This is a genomic window from Cupriavidus sp. FW305-27 (genome assembly GCF_058787995.1).
Genome location: NZ_JBYTAG010000001.1, coordinates 145,511 through 169,859, shown reverse-complemented (window position 1 = coordinate 169,859; position 24,349 = coordinate 145,511). Strand labels below are relative to the sequence as shown.

Here is a 24,349-nt window from a genome sequence, read left to right as displayed (position 1 = left end):
AAACCCCCCCACGCCTGCCAAGAGCCACAGCCGAATCGCATGGCAACAACAAGAACAGCCACCTTCAAAATTTCACGGACACACTCATCCAGTACCGGCGCCCATCCTCGACATGCCCATAGTCGGTGTAGTTCACCTGCTTGTCGAAGAGGTTGTAGATCCCGGCAAACACCGACACGTTCCTGGTAACCGTGTAGGTCGCCCCCAGGTCGACAAAGGTGTACGACGGCGCCACCACGGTGCTGGATGACGGCCCCGTGATCGGCTGGCTTTCCTTGCCGCGGTAGTTGACGCGCGCCCAGGCGTTGATCTTCTCGCTCGGCCGCCAGTTCAGCGTGGCCACCAGCAGGTGCATCGGCAACTGGTTCAGCGGCTGGCCCTGGTACTGGCCGCTCTTCTGTTCCGACTTGGTATAGGTATAGCTGCCGGTCAGCGACCACGCTTGCGCGATCGGCCAGCGCAGGCTGGCTTCCACCCCGCGCGAGTAGGCGCGGTCCACGTTCATGTAGGTGGTCGGGTTGGCGCCGAACCGGTTAGGTCCGTCGGTGCACTGCGTGGCCGGGCAGGCGACGCGCGTGATCTTGTCCTTGAAGTCGTTGTTGAACAGCGTCACGCCCGCCTGCAGGCCGTTGCCCTTGTCATAGAGCAGGCCCAGTTCCTGCGACAACATCGTCTCGGGCTTCAGGTCGGGGTTGCCGTACATATTGCCGCCGCGGCTGGTCTGGCCCCAGCCGGCCACGGTCTGGCGCAGGTCCGGCGCACGGAAGCCGGTCGACACCCCGCCCTTGACCGTCCAGCGCTCGGCCGCATGCCACACGCCGTACAAGCGCGGGCTGTAGTGCTGGCCGAAGTTCTGGTCGTGATCAATGCGCACGCCGCCGGTCAGGGCAAAGCTCTGCGCCAGGCGCCACTCGTCCTCGGCAAACAGCGCCCACTGGTAGCGCTCGACCTGGTTCGGGCCGCCGGCGATCTGGTTGCCGGTCTGGTCGTTCAGGCGCTGGTTCAGGTATTCGCCGCCGACCGACAGCATATGGTTGCCCAGTGGCATGGCCCAGCTGGTGCGCAGGTCCAGGTTCTTGATCTTCATCCGGCGGCTGCGGTTGTCGAACTCCTCCTGCTGGATATAGCTGTCGGAGACGCCGAAGCCCCAGCGGCCGGTATGCGACAGCGCGTACTTATCGCTGCGGTAGTCGGTCTCGGAGGAGGTGGGGCAGCCGGAGCGCGGGCAGGCGGTGCCGGGCGGCAGCGGCGGCACGGTCTTGCCCACGGTCTCGCTGCGCAGCTGGCGCATGCCGGTGGCCTCGAACACGATGTCGTGGTTGCGCGTGGGCGTCAGCGCCAGCTTGGCGGTCAGGCTCTCGGCGCGGCGGCCGCGGAAGCCGTAGTCGATATCGTCTTCGATGCGGTGCGTGCTCTGGCCGTACAGCTGCAGGCCCAGCAGCTCGCTCTTGAGCGGCCCGGCCAGGTAGAAGTTGCCCTGGTAGAGATTGCCGGAGTCGCTGTTCTCCTGCAGCGTGGCGTCGCCGCGCAGCTCGCCCGTCCACGTCCTGGGCACCTTGCGCGTGATGATGTTGACCACGCCGCCCATGGCGTCCGAGCCGTACAGCGACGACATCGGCCCGCGCACCACCTCGATGCGCTCGATCGCGGACAGCGGCGGCGTCCAGCTGCTTTCCACGCCGGACGAGTCGGAGTTGGTGCGGGTCTCACGCGAGTTCTGGCGCTTGCCGTCGATCAGGATCTGGGTGTACTTGGCGCCCATGCCGCGCAGGCTGATGTCGGTCCGGTCGCCGCCGCCGCTGACGATCACGCCTGGCACTTCCACCAGCGCATCGTTGATGTCGCGATAGGCCTTGTTCTCCAGGTCTTTGCGCGTGACCACGCTGATCGACGCGGGCGCGTCGCGGATGTCCTGCTCACTGCCGGCCGCCGTCACCACCACGGTGGCGAGGGTGGCTTCCGTCTTCAGCGCCTGCGCCTGTGCCCAGGCTCCCGTCATGCCGGAGGCGGCGCATGCCGCCGCCAGCATCCGCATCCATTGACCCCGTTGTACGCCCGCCGGTGCTGGCAACCCTGCCGCCGCTCTTGTTGCCGCCCCGATCCCGGCGACCTGCCTGAACTTCATCATTTTCCCTGTCTTCTGTAAATAACAATCATTCTCATATTAAAATTCGAGATGAAGGTGCCTACCAGTCACTTTGGATAGCTTTTGTTTTCTTGACGTTTCTTGACGGAACCGGGGACCGGCGGCCACGTCCACGTCCGCAAGGCCCCGGCAAGCTGCATGCTGATGTGCTTCCACACGCCGCTCGCGCGCGTGCTGCTGATCGACGACGACCTGGAACTGGCGCAGATGCTGCGCGAGTACCTGGAGCCCGATCACTGCACCGTCACGCTGGCGCACACCCGCCAGCAGGGCGAGACCCTGCTGGCCCGCAACGACTACGACGTCGCCCTGCTGGACCTGATGCTCCCCGACGGCAACGGCCTGGACCTGCTCAGGCTGCACCGCGCGCGCTCGCAGCGCCCGGTGATCATGTTCACCGCGCACGGCGATGAAGCCGACCGCGTGCTGGGGCTGGAACTGGGCGCCGACGACTACCTGAGCAAGCCGTTCAGCCCGCGCGAGCTCAAGGCGCGCATGCATGCGGTGCTGCGCCGTTTCCACCGCGCCGCGCCTGCCGCGCCCGCACAGGCGCCGTGGCTGGAGGCTGGCGCGCTGCGCCTGAACCTGGCATCAGGCCTGGCCATCCACGGCAACGCCGAGGCGCCGCTGACCGGGGCCGAGCAGCGCGTGCTGGAAATCCTGATGCGGGCGCCGGGCCGGGTGGTCGCGCGCGCCGAGATCGGCCGGTTCGCGCTGGGCCGCGCGCCGGAACGCTACGACCGCAGCCTCGACACGCATATCAGCGCGCTGCGCCGCAAGCTGGCGCTGGACGGCATCACTTCGCCGCTGCTGATCCGCAACCTGCGCGGGCAGGGCTATTTGCTGGTGCAGGCGCCGTGAACTGGCGCCGCCGCGTGCGCGCGCTGTTTCCGCTGCCGCTGTTCTGGCGCAACTTCCTGACCTTCTGGCTGGGCATGGCCGCGATCGTCGGCATCGGCATGGCGCTGACGGCCGCGGTGGCCTGGTACCGCTTCGACGCGCTCGATGGCCTGAGCCCCGCGGTGCTGACCGAGGATGCGCTCGAGGTCGCCCAGACCCAGGGGCGCCCCGGACTCGAGCGCTGGCTGCGGGCGATCGATTCGCACGCCTCGGCGCTGGACATCTACATTGTCGACGACACGCTGCAGGAACTGCTGGGCCGCCCGTTGCCGGCGCGGCTGCGCAACCGCCTGGCCGACCGGCTGGTGCCGATGTGGCGCGCGGGGTTGATCGGCCATGCTGTCGCGCATGTGCCCGGGCCCGGCGCGCGCGTGTCATGGTGGGACCCGCAACCCATCGCGCTGCCGCAAGGCGGCGAGTTCCTGATGCTGTTCCTGCCGTTCGATTCGTCGCGTTGGGAGGTGCTGCACCTGTCGCCTGTGGTGCTCTCCCTCGGCCTGTTCGCGCTGGCCGTCTCGGCGCCGCTGTGCTGGGCGCTGACGCGGCATGTCACCGGCCCCGTGCGGCGCCTGCGCGAAGCCACGCAAGCGCTTGCCGACGGCGAGCTGGCCACGCGCACGCCGCCCGTGCTGGCCCGCCGCGCCGACGAGCTGGGCCAGCTCGCGCGCGATTTCGATGCCATGGCCGACCGCCTGCAGCGCCTGATGGACTGGCGCGAGCAGCTGCTGCGCAATATCGCGCATGAACTGCGGTCGCCGCTGGGGCGGCTGCGCCTGTCGCTGGAACTGGCGCGGCGGCGCGATGCCATGCTCGACCTGCAGTTCGAGCGCATCGAGCGCGAGACGGAACGGCTCGACGCGCTGGTCGAACGCACGCTGCAGCTGGCGCGGCTGCATGCGATGGCGCCGGTGCTCCGCCCGATCGACCTGGCGGAACTGCTCGACGTCATCGTCACCGATGCCCGCTTTGAAGCCGCGGCCCGGGGCGTGGCGATCTGCTGGACTCCCCCGGATGAACTGATCGTCGACGCAGATGCCGCGACGCTGGGCAGCGCCATCGAGAACATCCTGCGCAATGCGATCCGGTACACCGACCCCGCCGCGCCCGTGACCGTGACGCTGCAGGCTGATGAGACGGCGATCCGGATCGACATCGTCGACGGCGGGCCCGGCGTTCCGCAAGACGCGCTGGCGAGCCTGTTCGAACCCTTCTACCGCGTACGCAGCGGTCCGGGGCATCCGACCGGGGCGGGACTGGGTCTCAGCATCGCACAGGCGGGCATTGCCGCGCATGGCGGCACGGTGTCGGCGCACAACGTGGCGCCGAGCGGGCTGGCGCTGCAGGTCTGCCTGCCGCGCAGGACGTGTGACGGCGCTGTTGGCACGGCCGGGACTTTGGCCAGTTAAGGGCGGACGGATGCTGCGGAGATGGCCTTTGCACCATGCAGTCGCTGCAAGCGGCGCGTACCCTTTGGCGTAGATGCAGCGCTTCAATGCGGCTGCCATGATGCAGATCAATCCGGCGCCTGTCTCCTCACCGTCCAGGCTCTTCGCAGGCACATCTGCCTTGCGCCGGCAAGTCAGATTTACACCTCATGACGCATAAGAACCACGGCGAGCTGTTCGCGGCAAAGGAAAAAATTCCGAGCAAGATCTAAGGCTTGCCTGATTGGTGGCATTAGGTGCCATACATATAGTTCAGCTGTCCCCGGGGCAACCGGCAACTGCAACACAGATCTGGCGGTTCAATGGCGGCACGGGGCGGGGCGGGATCCGTTGGATCCGAAAGCCATCTACCTATCAACTTATTTGAATCACCCATCATGACCCATACCAAGCTCCTCGCTGCTCTGATCGTCGCCGGTACCGCCATGGGCGCGCAGTTTGCACATGCCGCAAATGCCGACGGCCAGATCACCTTCAACGGCCAGATCACCGCCCAGACCTGCACGATCAACGGCAACGGCACGGGCAGCAAGAACTTTACCGTGACACTGCCGACCGTTTCGGCCTCCACCCTGGTCCAGGCTGGTGACACCGCTGGCCAGACGCCGTTCTATATCGCCCTGACCAACTGCACGCCGAACACCGGCAACGTGCATACCTACTTCGAGGCTGGCCCGACCACCGACACCACCACCGGTAACCTGATCGTGGACGCCGGCGGCGCCACCAACGTGCAGATCCGCCTGCTGAACGGCGGCACCGATAACAGCCCGATCAAGGCCGGCTTTGCCGACGCCGCGCAGAATTCCGGCGTAGTCGCCATCAACAGCGGCGCGGCCAAGCTGGAGTACTACGCACAGTACTACGCAACTGGCGCGGCAACGGCCGGTGCCGCCAACTCGACCGTGATGTACTCGATCGCTTACCAGTAAGCCCTGGTACCACAGGGCGCGGAGCGTGTTACCGGCGCGCTCCGCGCCTTCCGAATATTGAGTGTGTGCCGCTTCACCCGGTCAAGTCCGCTGCAACCATCATGAAAACGTCCATCAAGTCCCTGATTTCCGCCGGCGTGATTGCGCTGGGGCTCATGAGCGCGCTGCACGCGCAAGCTTCCGTGGTCATAGCGGGCACGCGGGTCATCTACAAGGCAAAAGACACCGAGACCACGATCAAGCTGACCAACGAAGGTCAGTCGCCGGCGTTGACGCAGGCGTGGATCGACAAGGGCGACGCGAAGGCTGCGCCGTCGTCCATCGACGTACCGTTCACCGTGACGCCGCCGGTGTCGCGCATCGACCCGAAAAAGGGCCAGACGCTGCGCATCATCTACACCGGCGAGCCACTGCCGCAGGACCGCGAATCCGTGTTCTGGCTCAATGTGCTGGAGATCCCGCCAAAGCCCACCGCCGAAGAAGCCGATGTCAACAAGCTGCAGCTGGCTTTCCGCTCGCGCATCAAGCTTTTCTTCCGCCCCGCGGGCCTGGAGGGCAACGCCGACGACGCCCCTGGCAGCATCAGCTGGCGCGTCACCCATGCAGGCGGCAAGCCGGCGCTTGAGGCAAGCAACCCCAGCAAGTATCACGTTTCTTTCGCCAACCTCGAACTGGTTGGCGGCGGCAAGACCGCGAAGTTTGAAGAAGGCGGCATGGTCGGCCCGGGCGAAGCCAAAACGTTCCCGCTGACCGGCGATGTTGCGCAAGGCACCGAAGCCAGGGTTCGCTACAAGGCCATCAATGACTACGGCGGCGCCGTAAGCGGCGAAGCCGCACTGGGCAGCAGCGCCACCAAGGCCGCTTCGCGCTGACCACACGCCGGGCCGCGTCCGGCGTTCTTCCGAGCTGATTTCTCCGATTGACGATGCCGCAACCAGCGGCAGGGGCAAGTCTTGCCCGCGCAAGGCCAGATATCCGGCATAAACCCATGAAAACCCAGAAGACCTCTTCCTTCCCGTCCCGGCTGCGTCCGGCCAGTGCGGTGGTATTGTCCTTGTTCGCCGGCGTGGGGGCATGGGCCGCGCCCGGTGGTAACAGCGCGCCGACGCTGGTGGCGGAAGTGGAATTCAACGACACCTTCCTGCAGCAGCCCGGCGGTGCCCGCATCGACGCGAGCCGCTTCAACAAGGGCAACGTGGCCTTGCCGGGCAACTATCGCGCAGAGCTGTACGTCAACCAGGTCTGGTTGGGCCGTGCCGAAGTGACGATGCGCCAGGTGGGCGAAGACAGCCGCAACGTGCAGCCGTGCTTTGACCGTGCCGCGATCGAGCGCATGGGCGTGGACCTGGCCAGGTTGTCACCGGAGGCGTCGGCGCGGCTGGACACGGGGTGCGTGTCGCTGCCCGACCTGATCCCCGATGCCACGGCCAGCTTCGACAACGGCGAGCAGCGCCTGGACGTCTCGGTGCCGCAGATCGCCATGTCGCGCTCGGCGCGCGGCTATGTCGATCCCAAGTACTGGGACGAAGGCGTGACCGCGGCGCGCCTGCAGTACAACGCCAACGTCTATCACTCCGACTCCAGCGGGATATCGACCACGCAGAGCTACGTCGGGGTGAACGCCGGACTCAACTTCGGTGGCTGGCGCTTTCGCCATCTGGGCAACCTGACGCACGGCGACGTCGAGGGCACGCGCTACCAGAGCGTGCAGACCAACCTGCAGCGCTCGATTGCGCCGATCAGGAGCCAGCTGATCATCGGCGATGCCTTCACCGACGGCACCCTGTTCGACAGTTTCGGCTTCCGTGGCGTGCAGATTGCCAGCGACGACCGGATGTACCCGGAATCCCAGCGCGGCTATGCGCCGGTGGTCCATGGCATTGCCAACAGCAACGCCCGCGTGCAGGTCCGCCAGGGCGGCAACACCATCTACGAAACCACGGTTGCCCCCGGCGCATTCGAGATCAATGACCTGTATCCGACCGGCTACGGCGGCGATCTCGAGGTGGTGGTCACGGAAGCCGATGGCAGCGTCCATACCTCGCGCGTGCCCTACGCCGCAGCCGTCAATGCGCTGCGCCCGGGCGTCACGCGCTACAGCGTGACCGTCGGCCAGTACCGCAATACGTCGATCCAGAGCAGGCCGATGCTGATGCAGGCAACCGTTCAGCACGGCATCAGCAATATGCTGACCGGCTACGGCGGCGTCATCGCGGCACAGGACTACACGGCGGTGATGGGCGGCGGGGCGCTGAACACGGACTTCGGCGCCTTTGGCGCCGACGTGACCCAGGCCTGGACCAACCTGCAGAATGCACCCAACCGGAGCGGCCAGAGCATGCGGCTGTCGTACAGCAAGCTGGTGGCACCGACCAACACCAACCTGACGCTGGCCGCCTACCGCTATTCCAGCAGCGGCTACCTGAGCATGACCGATGCCATGGCGCTGCGCGACCTGGACCAGCGCGGCCTGGGCCCTGGCACGTTCCTCGGCGGCATCCAGCGCGGGCGCCTGCAGGTGACCATCAACCAGATGCTGCCGCAAGGCTATGGCTCGTTCTACCTGTCCGGCTCCACGCAGAACTACTGGAACCGCGGCGGTTCCGATACCCAGTTCCAGGCGGGCTATAACAACAGCTACAAGCGCATCAACTATGGCGTCTCGGCGTCGCGCCAGTTCAACGTCGGCTCAGGCAAGTGGGACACCCGGGTGATGCTCAACGTGGGTATCCCGCTGGGCAAGGGTCAGCACGCGCCGTACTCGATGACCAGCCTGAGCCACGATTCCACCGGGGGCACGTCGCTGCAGGAAACAGTGACCGGCACCCTGGGCCAGGACAGCGCCTTCACCTACGGCGTGAACGCCGGCTACACCGGTGGCGGCGACACCAGGGATGCAGCCACTGTCGGCGCCAACGTCGGCTATGTGTCGCCGATGGCGACCATGACGGCCAGTGCCAGCAAGGGCCGCGACTTCTCGCAAGCAGGCCTGGGCATCAGCGGCGGCATCGTGGCCTATGCGGGGGGCGTGGCCTTCACGCCCACGGTGGGCGACACCATGGCCATCATCGAGGCCAAGGATGCCGCGGGTGCGCGCCTGGCCAACGGCAGCGGCCTGCGCGTGGACCCCTGGGGCCACGCCGTGGTGCCGACCCTGACGCCATTCGCCACCAACCAGATCGAGATCGACCCGAAGGGGCTGCCCATGAGCGTTGAGCTGAAGACGACGCAGCAGAACGTGGCGCCGACCGCAGGCGCGATTGTGAAGATGAAGTTCGAGACCGACAACCCTGGCCGTGCGGCGCTTCTGCGGGCCAACAGACCGGATGGCAAGCCGCTGCCGTTCGGGGCGGAGGTCTTCGATGCACAAGGCCAGAGCGTCGGCACTGTCGCTCAGGGCGGGCGCATCATTGCGCGCGGGCTGAAGACGGATGCAGGCCAGCTGAGCGTGAAGTGGGGTAGGGCCGTTGCGGAAGCATGCAAGCTGGACTATGTCCTGCCGAAGCTTGAAAAAGACGCGAATGCCTCGTATCAGACCGTGGAAGCGGTTTGCCGCTAAAGCTGGAGCGAATGGTGCCGCCCCCATTTTCTTAATGCATGCCAGCCACGGCATGCGCAGGACATCAGGATGTTGAATTCTACAAGCCCATATCAAAGCCAGCGCGGTGGCGCCTTGCACAAGATATTGTCTGTCCTCACACGATCAGTGAGCAGAGGCCAGGCGACGGCCAGGCCATGGCACGGCATACTGAAGGCAGCTGCGCTGCTGTTTTGCCTGGCACTGCATGGACAGTCGTTCGGCGCGACCTTCTCCTGCACACCGAGTGCCGGTACACTGGACTTCACCGCGCCCACTGGTACATACGGCGTGCCGCGCGATACCCCGGTGGGCACGCATCAGAACAAGGAGTTTGCCGGGCCGGGCACTTATACGTCATCGCCGGGATTCAATATCGCGCTGAACAACTGCCCGGCCGGCATGACTTCGGTGAGCTATCGCATCGATGCCGTGACCCCGGCTCTCGATGCCGCCAACTCGGTGGTATCGCTCGATGCCTCCTCGACGGCATCCGGCATCGGCGTGCAGTTGCTCGATGATTCCGGCAATGTTTTCCGCTGGGGACCACCAAGGTCTTGAGCGACTATAGCCAGCACTGGTGGCAGCTACGTCATTCCACTGAAGGCACGCTACTACCAGACCGGAAGCACGGTGGCGGCCGGCGCCGCCAACTCGGGAATGACGTTCACCATGACCTACCAGTAGGGACGAGTCCCTCCGCGTAATGCCACTGAGCCCTGTGCGGCGCTGTATGCTGCCGCGCTGGGTTTCTTGTTTTGGCCGGCGATGGGATTGGTGAGGACATCTGTCGTGCTGCAATGTGATGCATAATCCCAGAGACAGTATTTCACCCACTTTGGGCGCTTGCCGATCCCCGCGCCGGGCGCTACGCGGCGTCAGGCAGGCTGCCGAGACGGAGCCCGCCAATGGTCAGCTGGCTGTCGCGCGCGAACCGGCAGGTGCACAGCAGCCTGCTCACCGTTGTCGTTGGCCTGCTGATCTTCGTGATGAGCGGCTTCCTTGCCCTGTTTCTCCATAGCCTGTTCCAGCGCATCCTGTGGGAACAGGCGTCGGCCAACCGCTTGCATTTTGGCGCGGTGCTGGAAGTGAAGGCCATGCACGAGTATTTCATACGGCGCATGGCAGAAATCTCCGGGCCGGAGTATCGGCTGGTGCGCAGCGACCGGCTGGCGGGCCAGCTCGAAGCCATGCTGACGGGCGTGCCTCCAGGCAGTGCCCGTGCCGTCGAAGTGCCTGGACTGACCAATCCTGCCACCATGCTGATGGGCACGTCCGCGCCAGCGGCGCAGCGTCCCGCCACGGTTTCGCACATCGTTCGATTCGCCATCTTCGAGCGCGCGTACTGGGGTAAGGCGCCGCAGAGGATGCGCTCGGCTTTCCTGGCTGCCGACGGGAGCCAGGCATACGTGACACCAGCGCTTCCGGGTGCGCCGGGGTTGAACGGGCCGCTGCTCGCTGAGGTTGTCAGCAACTGGGCCAAAGCGCTGGCGAACCGGTCGCGCGAAGCGCAAGCCGAGACGCCGGTCGCCTCACCGCTGTGGACCGGGCCGTACCAGGGCACCATCGAGCGGGGCCCTATACTGAGCTGCTTTCTGCCAGTCCTTGACGCCAGCGGCAATCTCGTGGCGTATGGCGCGACTGCCATTCCCGTACGCGCGCTGATGGACGACGTCAGTATCCCGGATGCCACGCATACCGCGTCAGGCAGCCGGGCAATGTTCTTCGATGGCCAAGGGCGCCTGCTGTACCGGGGCAGCGACGCCGGCTGGCTGCGCCCGCAAGCGCTGGGTGAGCGGGTGGCGCGTGAGTTGGGCAGCGGCGGGCAAAGCGTAGCCTACTGGTTCGAGCAGGGCAGCCTGATGATTGGCCGCATGGAACGCGACCATGGCTGGCGCGCGGCTTACGCCTATCCGCTGTCGCAGGCGCTGGCCGATCATGGCTCGGCGCTGGCGGCCGCGCTTCTGCTCTACGGGCTTGGTGTGCTTGCGGTGCTGACCGGTGCCGGCATGCTGCGGCGCCGGATGTTGGTGCCGATGCAGGAAGACGCCGAACGGATCGAGGACAGCGAACGCTTCAACCGTACCGTGATGCAGGCCGCTCCGGTAGGCCTGCGGGTGGTGCGCACAGCCGATGCCCATGTACGGCTCGAGAACGCGCTGGCTGCGCAATGGCTGCCGCTCGACACGCGCACTGCGGGCCGCCCGTGGCTGGACCAGATGCTGGCGCGGCGGGGCGACCAGCCCGCGCGGCTGGAGCTGCAGGTGCCATCCGGCCATGGGGGTGCACGCGACGTGCTGGTAGTCGGCCGCCACACCCGCTTCGAGGGTGAAGACGTGCTGCTGTGTGCGATCCACGATGTCACCGGCGAACGCGAAGCGCACCGCGCTCTCGCGCGCGCGCGTCGGCTGGCGGATGAGGCAAGCGCTGCCAAATCGCAGTTCCTGGCCGCCATGAGTCACGAAATCCGCACGCCGCTGTACGGGATGCTGGGCACGCTGGAGCTGCTGTCCCTGACACAGATGGCGCACAGCCAGCGCGAGATGCTGTCGACCATCCAGTCCTCGTCGCAGGTCCTGCTGCAGATACTGGATGACCTGCTGGACTACTCCCGCGCGGAAGCCGGCCAGATCGAACTGGACGCCGTGCCGTTCGATCCGGTCGACCTGCTGGAATCGACGGTTCGCGCGCAGGCGCCGATCGCGCTGCAAAAAGGCATCGCGCTGCCGTGCTATCCACAGCCCGGCCTGCCTTGCCTGATCGGGGATCCGGTGCGGGTGCGCCAGATTATCGGCAATCTGCTCGACAACGCGCTGAAATTCACGGCACAGGGCCATGTCATTGTGCGCCTGCAGCGCGCGCCGCAGAGTGAAGCGCCCGATGCGGACGGCAGGATCGGCATCCAGCTTGAGGTGGCGGATACCGGGCCAGGCATTGCGCCCGAGGTCCAGGCGCGGCTGTTTGAGCCTTTCGTGCAGGCAGATGCTTCCACTGCAAGGCGGTTTGGCGGGTCGGGCCTGGGCTTGTCGATCTGCAGACGCCTGGCCGCCCTGATGGACGGCAGCATTTCCGTGCAGAGCGAACCGGGCAAGGGCAGCGTCTTCCGGGTATTGCTGAGGTTGCCGGAAGCCGGGCCGCGCGAACAGGTGGAGCCGGTGCTGCCGCCGGTGGCCGTGCTGTCGGAAAATGATGAAATCCGCAACAATGCCATCGACAATCTGCGCGCCATGGGCTGCAGGGCGATCGCTTGCCGCGGGCCGGCGCCGGAACCAGGGATGGTGCTGTTGGTCGCCACCCGCCACGTCGAGGCCATTCCCGATGGCTATGCCGGCGTGGTCTTTGCGCGCGCCGACGGCCCGGCGGAACCACAGCAGATCGCTGGCAGCTGGCTGGTCAGTGCCTATCATCAGGCGGGCATCCTGCGGGCTTTTTGCAAGTCGGCCGGCATGACGCCGGTCAGTGCGCCACCGCTGGCTGCGCCTGTCGACCCCACGCCGCAGTTGGGGCTGGAGATACTGGTGGTCGACGACCATCCCTACAACCGGCTGCTGATGCAGCAGCAGCTTGAGCGCCTTGGCTGCCGGCCGACGCTTGCTGCCAGTGGCGAAGAAGGGCTTGCGGTGTTGCGCCAGCACAGGTTTGACCTGATGCTGACGGATATCCATATGCCCGGCATGGACGGCTACGAACTGAGCCGCACGCTGCGTGCGCAGGGGGCGACGCTGCCCATCGTCGGGCTCACCGCGAGCATCGCGCAGGGTGAGGCCGAGCGCTGCCTCGAAGCCGGCATGAATCGCTACCTGTCCAAGCCCATCCTGCTGGGCGACCTGGCCGAGTGTCTGCGCGCCGTGCTGCCGGCACAGGCATCCGGCCTGGCACAAAGGGCCGCGGGCGCGGCGGGCGCCGCCCATGTGGAGGATAACGTTGCCAGCTTGGCGTTGCTGGAGCGCACCATGCGCGAGGATTTCAGGCAACTGTCCGCGGCCGCAGCCAGCGGGGAAATGAAGGCGATCCGCCACCATGCCCATCGTATGAGGGGCGCCATGGCGCATGCCGAAGATGGCGAGGAGATTGTCGAACTGTGCCGGGAACTGGAGCTGGGTGCGGCCCAGGCGCTGGCGGTCGTGCAAGCCCATGTCGACAACCTGGCGTTGTATCTTGCAGCATACTTTGACGACCCTGAAAGCGATAAGGGCAGCCAGGATGCGGCACGACGCAATTGGCCGGATACTATTTAAGGAATTCCTTAATTCAGTCTTCTCGGAAGACTCCTAATATTCAGAGCAGCGAAGATGACCGGCATTGAATGCCGGCAGTTCGGCGGCGCACCGCTACGCGGCCGCAGAATCGATAAAAAACAGGGGGATCGTAAATGATCAAGGTAATCATTGCAGATGACCACCCCGTCGTCCTTGACGGGATGAGCCGGGTGCTGGCGAACGAAGTGGGCGTGCAGATCGTGGGGAGTGCCGCCAATTCGACCCAGTTGGTGGAGTTGCTTGAAAGCACGGATTGCGACGTTATCGTGACCGACTACTCCATGCCGGGCGGCCAGTTTGGCGACGGCCTGCCAATGCTGCAGATGCTGCGCCGCCGTTATCCCACCACCCGGATCGTGGTGATGACCATGCTGGATAATCCGGCGCTGATTCGCAATATCCAGAAGGTCGGCATTTCCGTGATCCTGAACAAGACCGATCCGGTCCAGGAGTTGGTGCCGGCGGTGCGTGCCGCGTTCAGCGGGCTGAGCTACCAGCCCGCATCGGTGCGTGCGATCCTGGCTTCGGGCGGCCTCGACGAGCCGTCACAGCGGCCGGTCCTGACGCGCCGCGAACTGGAAGTGATACGGCAGTGTGCGGCCGGTGTCCCGGTCATCGAGATTGCGCGCCAGGCCAACCGCAGCAGCAAGACCATCAGCGCGCAGAAGAGCATCGCCATGAAGAAGCTGGGCCTGACCAACGACTACGAACTCTACGAATACGCCAGGACAAACGGCCTGCTGGGCGGCCCCTGATCCTGGCATCATCCCCTTCCTTGCGGCCGGTCCCCGGGCCGCGTTGCATTTCCCCTCCCTCCGCTGAATAGCATCCCTGGCTGCGCCGATGCCGGCCGGCTCCTCCCGTGCGGCGGCGCGTGCGCTATTCCTCTCCTCGGAAATATCCCCGCTTTTTTCAGGCTTGGCTGATTTCGAAAGCCAGGCGCATGGTTCATCCTGAATGCAGGAACGACAACGCTGGAGCCTAAGGCGGCCATGGAAAAAATCCGGGTGATCATCGCGGACTCGCAACCTGTCATGCGGCGCCTGCTGGGCCGGCGGCTCGCGGCCAGCGCCTGCATCGAGCTGGCTGGCGTGGCGGGCGACGAACCGAGCCTGGTGCAAGCGCTGCAGCAAGGCTCGTGTGATGTCGTGACACTGCGTTACCCGCTGTGGGACACCAAAGACCGCGAGCCTTCCGGCTATGCGCGCATTGGCACGCGGCTCGCCGAGCTGGGCGGGCAGCGCGTGGTCGCGATCGCCAACGTCGTCGACCGTGCCGCCGTGCTGCAGTTGCTCAAGGACGGCTGCCGCAATGTCGTGACAGCCAAGGACGGTGTCGACGAGATCATGAAAGCGGTCTGGATGGCATACCTGGGGCTGGCTTCCGTATCGGAAACCGCTTGCACGCTGATCTGGGGCAGGCCCTGCAGCGGTCCGCCGGACGGCGATTGGGCGGAGCTGCTGACCAGGCGTGAAAGCGAAGTGCTGCGCCTCTACCTGTCGGGCATGTCCGTGACCGGGATCGCCATGCGCACCGGCCGGACCGTCAAGACGATCAGTACGCAAAAGCAGAGCCTCATGCGCAAGATCGGCGCCGAGAACGACGTGGAGCTTGCCGCCATTGCCATCCGGCGCGGCATGTTGTGAGGCCCGGTACGTCGCTTGCCAAGTGCACTACGACCCATGCACTGTCCGGACGCTCCGGACAGTCTCGATGTCAAAACGAGGTATTCAATGAAACGGCTGATGTCGATCGACAGCAGCTCCGCGTTGCCGTTGAGCATTCGCCAGATCCGTTATCTGGTCTACCTGTTCTCCGCCTGCGTGCTTGGGCTGACCGTGTTGTCGTGGGGGGTGCTGCTGCGCTACCGCCTGCACGAGGCGGTCGAGCGTCAGGAGATGGTGCTGCAGTCGCAGTCCGAGCAATTGCAGGCAAAGCTGCACGGGGCCGAGGCGCTGACCGTGCGCGCGCTGGGATCGCTGACGCGGCTTTCCGATATCGGCCTGGCCGATGAACTCGCCGCCGTCAGCGATGAGCAATGGACCGACCGCCTGCGGCGCCGGGGCGACCGGCAGTACATCCCGCTGCTGGTCCCGCCCGCCAGCGCCAGGGCGCCGGGCGCCAGGCTGAAGAGCCTGGCCGACGTGATGACATTCACCTTCCGCGTGAACAACCTGCAGTACCGCGACGTGCAGAACGCCTACCTGGTCGACCTGCAGGCCGACCAGCTCTATGTCATCCCGCGCCGGCTGGACCCGGCACGCGCGCTCATGCAGCGCGATGACGTGCGCCAGACCTTCCTGCGTGACACGCTCGCGCGCCTGCGCAATGACGCGCTGGTCGCACGCCTGCGCGCCCATCCGGGCCAGGCGGTGGTGCTGCCGCCGGCGCTGGACTGGGTCAGCGGCATGCGCACCGTCACTTTCGCCACGCTGGTGCAAGTCGGTGGCGAACCGGCCGCGGTGCTGGCCATGGAGTTCCCGCTGTCGCCGATGCTGCCGGACGGACAGACCATTGACGGCGATTTCGTGCTGGTGACCGATGCCGGCATGGCACTGAGTGCGGATGGCATGCCGGCCGGCACCCTCGGCCAGTCGGTCACGGCATCGCTGGCCGCGCCCGGTACGCGCCCGGGTAGGGTGAGTTCGGCGCTGGTACGGCAAGGGCTGCTGGACTATGTCGTCGTGCTGGAATACCAGTTTGACGCGTGGGGCTGGCGCACGGTCGGCGTGATCGCACTGGGCCAGGTATGGCACCAGTTCCGGCAGAACGCCTTATGGATGCTGGGGCTGACCGGCTCGCTGTCGATGCTGATCCTGGCGTGGATCTGGCTGATCGACCGCCGCATCATGCGCCCTGCGCAGCGTCAGTCCTTGCGCCTGCAGGAAAGCGATGCGCTCGGGCGCTTCGTGATCGAAGTGGCCGGCGTGGGCCTGATGATCGTCGAGCGCAGCACCCGGCAGGTGCTGCTGGCAAATGCCGCGGCCCACTCGATCACCGACCAGGCCACGCCCGCCGGCCTGGCGCAGTTGCAGGATGCCTGTGACGCGCGGCTGACGAGCGAGGGCACCACAACCGAAGGCATGCCGCGGGTGCAGCCCTGCTTCGATGTCGATCTGGTCGGCCGCAACGGCCAGACCCGGTACCTGGAAGTGCGCCAGGTGGAGATTACCTATGAAGGGCGGGCGGCCGTGCTCCGCGCGCTGAACGACGTGACCGACGCGCGCCGCAGCGAGGCGCGCCTGCGCGAGGCGATCCGCGCCGCGGATGCCGCCAACCACGCCAAGTCCTCGTTCCTGGCCACCATGAGCCATGAAATCCGCACACCGCTCAACGGTATGCTGGGCAGCATCGAGTTGCTTGGCCTGACCCGGCTCGATTCGCGCCAGCGCGACCAGCTGGCGGTCATGCAGCACGCGTCGCAGTCGCTGATCTACATCATCAATGACGTGCTCGACTTCAGCAAGATCGAGGCAGGGCAAATGTCATTGCAGTTGCGGCCCTGCCGCGTCGAGGAGATCGTCGAGGACGTGACCCGGCGCTTTGCCGTGGAAGCGGCGCGCAAGCAGCTGCGCCTGCTGTGCGTCAATGATCCTTCGCTGGTTGAGCCGGTGATAGCTGACGTGGTCAAGCTCGAACAGATCCTGAACAACCTGGTCAGCAATGCGGTGAAATTTACCGAACAAGGCAAGGTGATCGTCACGGCCATGCGCAAGCCGGGCGGCGGCGTGGAAATCCGCGTCATCGACACCGGCATCGGCATCGCCGCGCGAGACCAGCGCCGGCTGTTCGAGCCCTTCGTCCAGGCCGAGCAGCCGGACACGCGCCACTACGGCGGCACAGGCCTCGGGCTGTCGATCTGCCGCCGGCTGGTCGGGCTGATGTCTGGCGAGATACGGCTGGTCAGCGAGCCCGGCCTGGGCAGTTGCTTTACCGTCAGCCTGCCGCTGGCCAGCGCTGGCGCCGAGGCGCCGGCCGATGCCTGGCCGCGGACCGCGTTGCGGGGACTGACGGTCGGCCTCAATGTCACCTTGCGCGAGCTCTACCAGGGCGTGGAGCAGTTGCTGCAGTTCTATGGCGCACGGGCGGTCAAGTATGACCCCGCCGCGCCGCCGGCCACGCCGGTCGATGTCCTGGTGTGCGATGAGCAGGCCATGCCTCGCTGCAACGACGCCGATGTGGTGGTGTCGGCCATGGCGCCGGCAGTGCCGGACCTGACGCAGACCCCGGTGGTGGCATCGCCCTATGCCTGGCGCGGCTTGCTGGCGGCGATCGCGGCAGCGGCAGGCGTGGAGGTGACGGCAACGCAGGCGCCCGTGCCGGCGCGCGACGATACGCCTGCCGTGCAGCTGGCGCTGCTGCTGGTGGAAGACCATCCGATCAACCAGGTGGTGATGCGGGAACAGCTTGAAAACCTGGGGCAGAAGGTCGATCTGGCCGGTGACGGGCCCGAGGCCCTGTTGATGGCATCGGGCCGGCATTACGACCTGGTCCTGACCGATCTGCAGATGCCTGGCATGGATGGCTTCACGCTGGCGCGGTGCCTGCGCGATGCCGGCCTCGCCACGCCGATCGTTGCCGTCACCGCCAGCGTGGGGCCCGATGTCGCCGAGCGATGCCAGCAGGCCGGCATCGACCGATGCCTGACCAAGCCGGTGGGGCTGGGCACGCTGCGCAAGCTGCTGGAAGATCTGTCCGGCACCCATATGGCGACGCGGGCAGCGCCGGGCGCGCATGCAGGCGGCGACACACTGCTGCATGCCGACGCGCTGCGGCGGGACCAGCGCGCACTGGCCGAGGCGCTGCTGGCGGGCGACGCCGAAGCGTTTGCCCAACGTTTGCACGGCTTGGCCGGGGCGCTGTCGGTAATGGGCCATGCGCTGCAGAGCCAGGCGTGCCGCTGGCTGGAGCAGGCGGTCCGGCGCTCGGGGCTGGTTGCCATCGGTCCGGACTGGCAGGCCTTCCATGCCGAACTGGAACTGCTGGCAGACGGGCTGGAGTCGCAAGGCGGCACGCAGGGTGCCAACTACACGGCCGATTTAAGGCATGCCTGATGGAGCGGTCACGCGCCGGGCGCGATACTGCATTTGTGGAGCGTCTTCCCGATCGCTCCGCATTCTCCCGGGTGCGTCCCGTCGCGAGAATTTTCCCTGCCGCCTGCTTCCCCAGCAGGCGTTTTTTTTTGCGTGTTTCACAAATTCGTGAAATGAAAGCGCTTCGCCGAGCCCGGATGCGCGGATGTGCTCGACGACGCGACCGGCCGCAATCTGGAGCCAGCCCCGCTTAGCCTACCTGCGCACCTCCCAGCAGATGTTGGATCTTGCCCCTCTGAGCTTGCTTTCAATATCAGTCGCCCAATAGCACGAGGAGATGCCCAGCTCAGTGCCTTCGAACCTGCCGATGATGAAGATGTTTCCCGAGGCGCCGCTGAGGAAGACCTTCTCGCCATTGCTCTGGATGATGACCCGATTCAGCACCCTGCTGGTTTCAATGGCAACGTCCCGATAGGGCCTAAGTGCCTGTTGCAGGGCAAAATCGGCAAGCTGAGGTTCGTCATTGAATGCCTGATGGATGAGAAAGCGGCGCAAGTGGTCGCCAGCCAGAGGGTTCAGGCCATCAAACAGGCTTTGAACCAGTGGTTTCGGGTTGACGGCGAGGCGGTTGTAATCTGCCAGGGTCAGCTGTATGCGCAGGAAATCCCACCAGAACATGGTTTCGGCAACGCCGACTTCGAGCAGCAACGGTTGCCGGCAGACATGCTTCAACGCATGGGCGCGCAGGTTGGCATCGGGATTGCCATGGTCGCCCGGCCCCCAGCGCGTATATCCCATGAATCCGCTCAACGGAGGATGGGCACGCAGCATCCTGGCCAGCGCAACAATGGTTCTGGACGTGATGCCGGCAGCGTTGCCCCCGTTTTGCATTACGGCTTTCATCACGCGCAGCGCATCATCGCCCATTCCTTCCTTGTTGGCGGTGTAAAAGATTTCCTCGATATCCGACAGTGCGCTTCGGGCATTGCGAGTCCGATAGAAGCGATCGAGATAGATCCTGTCCTGCTGTGCCACGCGAGCGCATGCCTCGCCAAGCGCCTTCCATCGCGACAGGGAGTTGATCTCCGGGAGGGCGCTTGCCGTGATGTTGAATGCGGCATTTATGCGCTTGATTGCATCGACCTTGATGGTAGCGAACTGGCTGGGCCGCAGGTAATCCAGGAAGGAGACCAGCCACTGGTACTTTCTGTCACAGCAGGCTCGCAGTTCGTCGGCAGCATCGTACGCGGCATCCAGGATCGGGCGCCCATATCCCGTCAGCCGGGTGACCTGTCCATGTTGAATGTTGGCGATGGAGTATGCCTGGACCAGATGGGAGGCTGCTGTCATTAGCGGCATGGACAATGGAAGGGGCATGGGATTCTCTCCGGGTCGGTCAATGCGTGCCAGCAGGCGGCCAAGCCCGATGTTACTTATCGCAGGAATGGTCGGAAATCCCTGAAATCGGGTAGGCCGGCGGCATGGGCGCGGCGTCAAATTTGGTCGCGCCATGACGCGCTGGCCGAACCGTGTCTATAATGCTTGACAACGCAACGATTGATCGGGCAATAAAAGTGACCCCACAGCCAGAAAAGTCCGAGGCCAACGGCCAGGTGCTGCCGTTTCGCGAGTCCCTGCTGGCCATGCTGGGCGTGGCCTTTGTGGTGATGCTGGTGGCGCTGGACCAGACTGTGGTCGGCACGGCGCTACCGACCGTGGTGGCCGAGCTGCAAGGCTTCGAGTACTACGCCTGGGTAGCCACGGCCTACCTGCTGACATCGGTGATCACCGTGCCGGTGTTCGGGCGGCTGGGGGACTATTACGGGCGCAAGCCGTTCGTGCTGGCATCGATCGTGGTCTTCTCGGTGGCCTCGGCGCTGTGCGGCATGGCGCCGAGCATGCCGTTCCTGGTGCTGGCGCGCGCGCTGCAGGGGATTGGCGGGGGCATGCTGGTCGGCACTGCCTTTGCCTGCATTGCCGACCTGTTTCCGGATACGCATGTGCGGCTGCGCTGGCAGGTGATGATGAGCGCGGCTTTCGGCATTGCCAATGCGGTGGGGCCGTCGCTGGGCGGGCTGCTGACGGAGTGGTACGGCTGGCGCGCGGTGTTCTATGTCAACCTGCCGATCGGCGTGCTGGGGCTGTGGTTTGCGTGGCGCTACCTGCCGCACCTGCGCCAGCAGGCCCATAGCGGGCCGATCCGCGTGGACTGGCTCGGCGCCTTGCTGATCGCAGCCGGGCTGGGGTGCGTGCAGCTGAGCGTTGAACTGCTGCCGGCGCGCGGGTTCGATGCCTATACGGGGGGCTTGCTGGTGCTGGCGGCGGTGGCACTGGTGGCGCTGTGGCGGTGGGAGCAACGCTGTACCAACCCGATCCTGCCGGTGGAGATGTTCCGCAACCCGGGGCTGGCGCCGTTGTTCCGGCTGGCGGTGTTCACGGGCTTCACCATGTTCGCGCTGCTGCTCTATGCGCCGCTGCTGTTCCAGGGCGGCTTTGGCTATTCGCCGAAGGAGGCGGGCATCCTGATCACGCCACTGGTGGTCTGCATCACCGCGGGCAGCATACTTAACGGCCGCATCGTCACGCGCATCCACCGCCCGAATACCATGCTCTATGCCGGCTTTGGCATGCTGGCGGTGTCCTGCCTTGGCCTGTCGCAGGCCACGCGCAGCATGCCGCACGGCGTCTTGCTGACGATCATGCTGATCGGCGGGTTCGGGCTAGGCTTCATCATGCCGAACCTGACGGTGTTTGCGCAGCAGACGGCAGGGCGCGAGCACCTGGGCATTGCCACGGCCATGCTGCAATCGCTGCGCATGGTGGGCGGCATGGTGGGCACCGCCATCGTGGGCACGCTGGTCACGCGCAGCTATACCGGTGGTGTGGAACATGCGCTGTCCGCCGCCAATGCCGGACAATGGACGGCGCGCATGGCGGATCCGCAGGTGCTGATCGACAAGGCCTCGCAAGTCGCGTTGCTCGGCCAGCTGGAGCAGGCCGGGCACAATGGCGCCCTGCTGCTGGAACAGGCGCGCGTATCGCTGGTCAGCGCCATCCACCTCGGCCTGGTGGTGGCTGCGGTGGCTGCCGCGCTGGGTGTGTGGTGCGCCCGCCGGGTACCGTCGATCAAGCTGACCCGGGCGCCGGCGCCCGCCATGGCAGCCGACTGAAGAACGTAACCTGAGGAAAACGGATGGAACTGGAGCGACAAAGCGTGGCCGTACTGCAGCAGTTCGGCCGCACCTACCGCGCCTACGCGGCCGCGTTCGAACAGCGCCTGGGGCTGCCGCTGCCCCGCTGGCGCATCCTGCATGCGCTGCATCACCAGGAGGGCGCGATCGGCCAGAAGGCGCTGGCTGACCTGGTCGGCATGGACCCCGGCGCGCTGACGCGCCAGCTCAAGGCCATGCAGGAACTTGGCTGGGTGGAGCGCAGCACCTCGGAACGCGACAACCGCGTGACCCACGTCACGCTGTCACGGACCGGCCAGCAGGTGGTGGCGCACGCCATGCCGCTGCGCTCAGCCTTTCTGGAGGATGTGCTTGCCGAGGTGTCGCCGTCGACCATGCGCGAGCTGTCGCGCGGACTGGCGCGGCTGGAGGCCGGCATTGCATACGCGCAGGCCCATGCGGCACAGGCAGCCGACGCCGCCTGATACGGCCGCGCCCGTGCCGCTGGCGCTCAGGCAGTCAGCAGCATGCCGTTCAGCGCCGCGAATTCAAACAGTTCCCGGTCGTTGGTGACGCCGAGCTTCTGCATGGCGCAGTTCTTCTGCCGGCTGATGGTCTTGACGCTGCGGCAGAGCAGGACGGCGATCTCACTCACGGACCGTCCGGTCAGGTACAGCCGCAATACTTCCATTTCACGCCGGGACAGGCGCTCCGCGCCGGCCTGGCCGGGTGTGGCCGGGTTGCCGGGATCGGCCTGCGACAGTACTTCAAGCGCGGATTTGCCGATGTAGTGGAAGCCCCGCTGGATACGGCAAACCACAGTCACCAGTTCTGACAGGGGCGAGTCCTTGAGCAGCAGGCCGTGCACCTGGGTGTCCAGGATGGAGCGCAGCACCAGCGGATTGGTGATCATGGTCAGCACGATCACGGCCAGCGACGGATGCCGCCGCCGCAGGCTGGCAAGCAGGCGCAGGCCGTCGCTGTTGCCTTCGCCGTGCGCGGGCATGTGGTAGTCGGTGATCACGACATCGGGACGCAGGCTTTCCACGCTGTTCAGCAAGGCCGTCGCGCTGGTCACGCAGCCGCACACCTCCCACCCGGTCTGGGTATGCAGGCGGTCCGCGACGGCTGCGCTGACCAGGGGGTGGTCGTCGGCAAGCAGGATCCTCAATGTCATCTGGTTGCTCCTCGATTCTTGTTCGTGGCAGCGCCGGCATCAAGAAAACGCCGCACGTCAGCGAGACGTGCGGCGCAAAAACGACGCCAAACAATACGACGCCAGACAACTGCGTGCATTGCCCCGGGACCGGGCCAAACGGGAGACGGCCGGACCGCGGCAATGCCATTGCAGGATATCGGCCGCGCGGTCTGGCGAAACTAGGAGGATTCGCAAAGCGCCGCCGTGGCGCAGCGGCCTGCACCGGTCAAATTGGCGCGAGTGTAGCGCAGGGTCAGCGCTCGGAAAAATGTCTCAAGACTGTAATAAGAACGCCGCCGCTTCTGCGCAGCCAAAGAAAAAGGCGCTGGCGCCATGGGGCTGCCAGCGCCTTGCGGGCGCCGCCGCTGCGGGGCGTTGCGTCACGCCAGTGCGGATTGCGCGTGGGCTGCGGCGCGGCCGTTGCGGCGGCTGTCGATGGCCTTGAGAGGGGCGCGCAGCACGGCGCTGCCGACATCCATGATGTCGCGCAGCACGCCCTTGTCGCCGCTGCGCTCCGGTGCCCAGAAATGCAGTGCGGCCCATTCCGGGAAGCTGCTCGGCGGTGCCAGCAGGCGCGTCTTGCGCTCGCGCGTGACCAGCGGCACGTTGAAGTCCAGCACCGGGCAGATGCCCCCGGCCGAATGCAGCAGCGTGATCTGGGTATGCCATGATGGGACCACGGTCTCGCGATGCCCCGGAGTGCTGGCCTGGCGGCTCAGGAAGGCCCGCAGCGGGCTGCCGGCCTCGCAGTCTTCCTGCAGCAGGATCCAGTCGCTTTCGCCTTCGTCATGGCTGCCGCCGCGCGTGGCGCTGACCAGCCGGCGCGGCGTGGCCATGATGTTGTGCTGGCGCACGCGTTCGGGATCGTGGCCGCTGTCGACGATGAAGGCGCAGTCCAGTTCGCCGCTGCCGAGATGGCCGGCAAGGGTGGCGTCGGCGATCACCGGGCGCGTGATAAAGCTGTCGCGCGGAAACTGCTCGCACAGTGCGGTCAGGATCTCGGTGATGACCGGGTCGCCGATCGACGATGAAAAGCCGATCGAAACGCGTCTGCCGTCGTCACGGCGCTTGCTCAGGCCAGGCTCGCCGGGGCGCACCAGCTGGTTCCATTTGGCCAGGATCTGCCGCGCCGTCTGCTCCAGGCGCAGCGCATGCGGTGTGGGTTCGAGCATCCCGTTGCGCTTGACGAACAGCGGATCGCCGGTGATTTCGCGCAAGCGCGCGAGGCTGTAGGCCACCGTCGGCACGCGTCCCTGCGTGCAGGCCGCAACGGCGCTGAGGTCCCGGTATTCCATGACCAGGACAAAGACATGCAACAACTTCGTGCTGACGTGACGCATTCCGACTTCTCCCGATCCATGACTTTGTTTTCTCTATTTTCTTGTTGGTCCGACACCTACAGCACTGCGTCGAAACAAAGGGCGCAAGCGCGGCCTGGTGTCAGGGCAACGATCCGGTCCCTGACAGTGACAGGCGCAAGCGGCATGCACGGCGCGCGCTGCGGGCATGTCCGGATGAAAGACAGGTGGGCGAAAGCCCGGGCAGGATGCTGCGAAAACGCATGGCACGACTCCTAAATGTCCGACTTGCGTCGACAAATGGCGCAGTGACGATTCGATCCTTCAGGCCCGGTACTGTTGGCAGCGTGAACGCGCACCACGTCTGGGTGGTGCGGGCTGCCTGGCCGCT

The 24,349-nt window shown here is 65.9% G+C and carries 16 protein-coding genes; 12 read left to right on the top strand and 4 right to left on the bottom strand.

Going from position 1 to position 24,349, the window contains the following annotated elements:
• Positions 1 to 64: 64 nt before the first annotated feature.
• Positions 65 to 2,035 (bottom strand): ligand-gated channel protein, encoded by a 1,971-nt coding sequence (locus tag AC3WRI_RS00740; protein ID WP_492292325.1) that lies wholly within the window; start codon positions 2,033 to 2,035, stop codon positions 65 to 67.
• 249 nt (positions 2,036 to 2,284) lie between these two features.
• On the opposite strand from AC3WRI_RS00740, the gene AC3WRI_RS00735 reads away from it, so the two are divergent.
• The 10 genes from AC3WRI_RS00735 to AC3WRI_RS00690 all read left to right on the top strand — a co-directional run bounded on the left by AC3WRI_RS00735 (position 2,285) and on the right by AC3WRI_RS00690 (position 18,313).
• A complete protein-coding gene (locus tag AC3WRI_RS00735) occupies positions 2,285 to 3,007 on the top strand; it encodes a response regulator transcription factor (RefSeq protein ID WP_010811042.1) in 723 nt (240 codons plus the stop codon).
• Complete coding sequence (locus AC3WRI_RS00730; RefSeq protein WP_492292323.1) at positions 3,004 to 4,452, top strand: sensor histidine kinase; 1,449 nt, start codon at positions 3,004 to 3,006, stop codon at positions 4,450 to 4,452. The genes AC3WRI_RS00735 and AC3WRI_RS00730 overlap by 4 nt, the downstream gene beginning before the upstream one ends.
• A 416-nt stretch (positions 4,453 to 4,868) precedes the next feature.
• The gene (locus AC3WRI_RS00725) at positions 4,869 to 5,423 is read left to right on the top strand and encodes a fimbrial protein (protein WP_010811044.1); all 555 of its coding nucleotides are present in this window, start codon (positions 4,869 to 4,871) and stop codon (positions 5,421 to 5,423) included.
• A gap of 101 nt (positions 5,424 to 5,524) precedes the next feature.
• Entirely contained in the window at positions 5,525 to 6,295 is a 771-nt protein-coding gene (locus AC3WRI_RS00720) for a fimbrial chaperone (protein ID WP_011617636.1), read from the top strand.
• Positions 6,296 to 6,411: 116 nt separating this feature from the next.
• Positions 6,412 to 8,982: a fimbria/pilus outer membrane usher protein gene (locus tag AC3WRI_RS00715; protein ID WP_041688190.1), complete on the top strand. Its 2,571-nt coding sequence runs from the start codon at positions 6,412 to 6,414 to the stop codon at positions 8,980 to 8,982.
• Positions 8,983 to 9,051: 69 nt separating this feature from the next.
• Positions 9,052 to 9,561, top strand: coding sequence for a fimbrial protein (locus AC3WRI_RS00710; protein ID WP_011617634.1), 510 nt, complete (start codon positions 9,052 to 9,054; stop codon positions 9,559 to 9,561).
• Positions 9,562 to 9,908: 347 nt separating this feature from the next.
• A complete protein-coding gene (locus AC3WRI_RS00705) occupies positions 9,909 to 13,238 on the top strand; it encodes a hybrid sensor histidine kinase/response regulator (RefSeq protein ID WP_492292322.1) in 3,330 nt (1,109 codons plus the stop codon).
• 134 nt (positions 13,239 to 13,372) lie between these two features.
• Entirely contained in the window at positions 13,373 to 14,014 is a 642-nt protein-coding gene (locus AC3WRI_RS00700; protein WP_010811049.1) for a response regulator, read from the top strand.
• A 237-nt stretch (positions 14,015 to 14,251) separates the two neighbouring features.
• Positions 14,252 to 14,905 carry a helix-turn-helix transcriptional regulator gene (locus tag AC3WRI_RS00695; RefSeq protein WP_010811050.1) on the top strand — a complete coding sequence of 218 codons (654 nt, stop codon included), beginning with the start codon at positions 14,252 to 14,254 and terminating at the stop codon, positions 14,903 to 14,905.
• A gap of 87 nt (positions 14,906 to 14,992) precedes the next feature.
• Positions 14,993 to 18,313 (top strand): hybrid sensor histidine kinase/response regulator, encoded by a 3,321-nt coding sequence (locus tag AC3WRI_RS00690; protein ID WP_492292320.1) that lies wholly within the window; start codon positions 14,993 to 14,995, stop codon positions 18,311 to 18,313.
• A gap of 234 nt (positions 18,314 to 18,547) precedes the next feature.
• On the opposite strand, the gene AC3WRI_RS00685 is transcribed toward AC3WRI_RS00690, so the two are convergent.
• The gene (locus tag AC3WRI_RS00685; protein ID WP_010811052.1) at positions 18,548 to 19,669 is read right to left on the bottom strand and encodes a hypothetical protein; all 1,122 of its coding nucleotides are present in this window, start codon (positions 19,667 to 19,669) and stop codon (positions 18,548 to 18,550) included.
• A 266-nt stretch (positions 19,670 to 19,935) separates the two neighbouring features.
• Here AC3WRI_RS00685 and AC3WRI_RS00680 point away from each other — a divergent pair, with 266 nt between their 5' ends.
• The gene (locus AC3WRI_RS00680; protein ID WP_231881519.1) at positions 19,936 to 21,462 is read left to right on the top strand and encodes an MFS transporter; all 1,527 of its coding nucleotides are present in this window, start codon (positions 19,936 to 19,938) and stop codon (positions 21,460 to 21,462) included.
• A 23-nt stretch (positions 21,463 to 21,485) separates the two neighbouring features.
• Positions 21,486 to 21,947 (top strand): MarR family winged helix-turn-helix transcriptional regulator, encoded by a 462-nt coding sequence (locus AC3WRI_RS00675; RefSeq protein ID WP_010811054.1) that lies wholly within the window; start codon positions 21,486 to 21,488, stop codon positions 21,945 to 21,947.
• A gap of 26 nt (positions 21,948 to 21,973) precedes the next feature.
• Here AC3WRI_RS00675 and AC3WRI_RS00670 read toward each other — a convergent pair whose 3' ends face one another.
• Positions 21,974 to 22,639: a response regulator gene (locus tag AC3WRI_RS00670; protein ID WP_010811055.1), complete on the bottom strand. Its 666-nt coding sequence runs from the start codon at positions 22,637 to 22,639 to the stop codon at positions 21,974 to 21,976.
• 401 nt (positions 22,640 to 23,040) lie between these two features.
• Positions 23,041 to 24,000, bottom strand: coding sequence for a LysR family transcriptional regulator (locus AC3WRI_RS00665; RefSeq protein ID WP_010811056.1), 960 nt, complete (start codon positions 23,998 to 24,000; stop codon positions 23,041 to 23,043).
• Positions 24,001 to 24,349 lie beyond the last annotated feature (349 nt).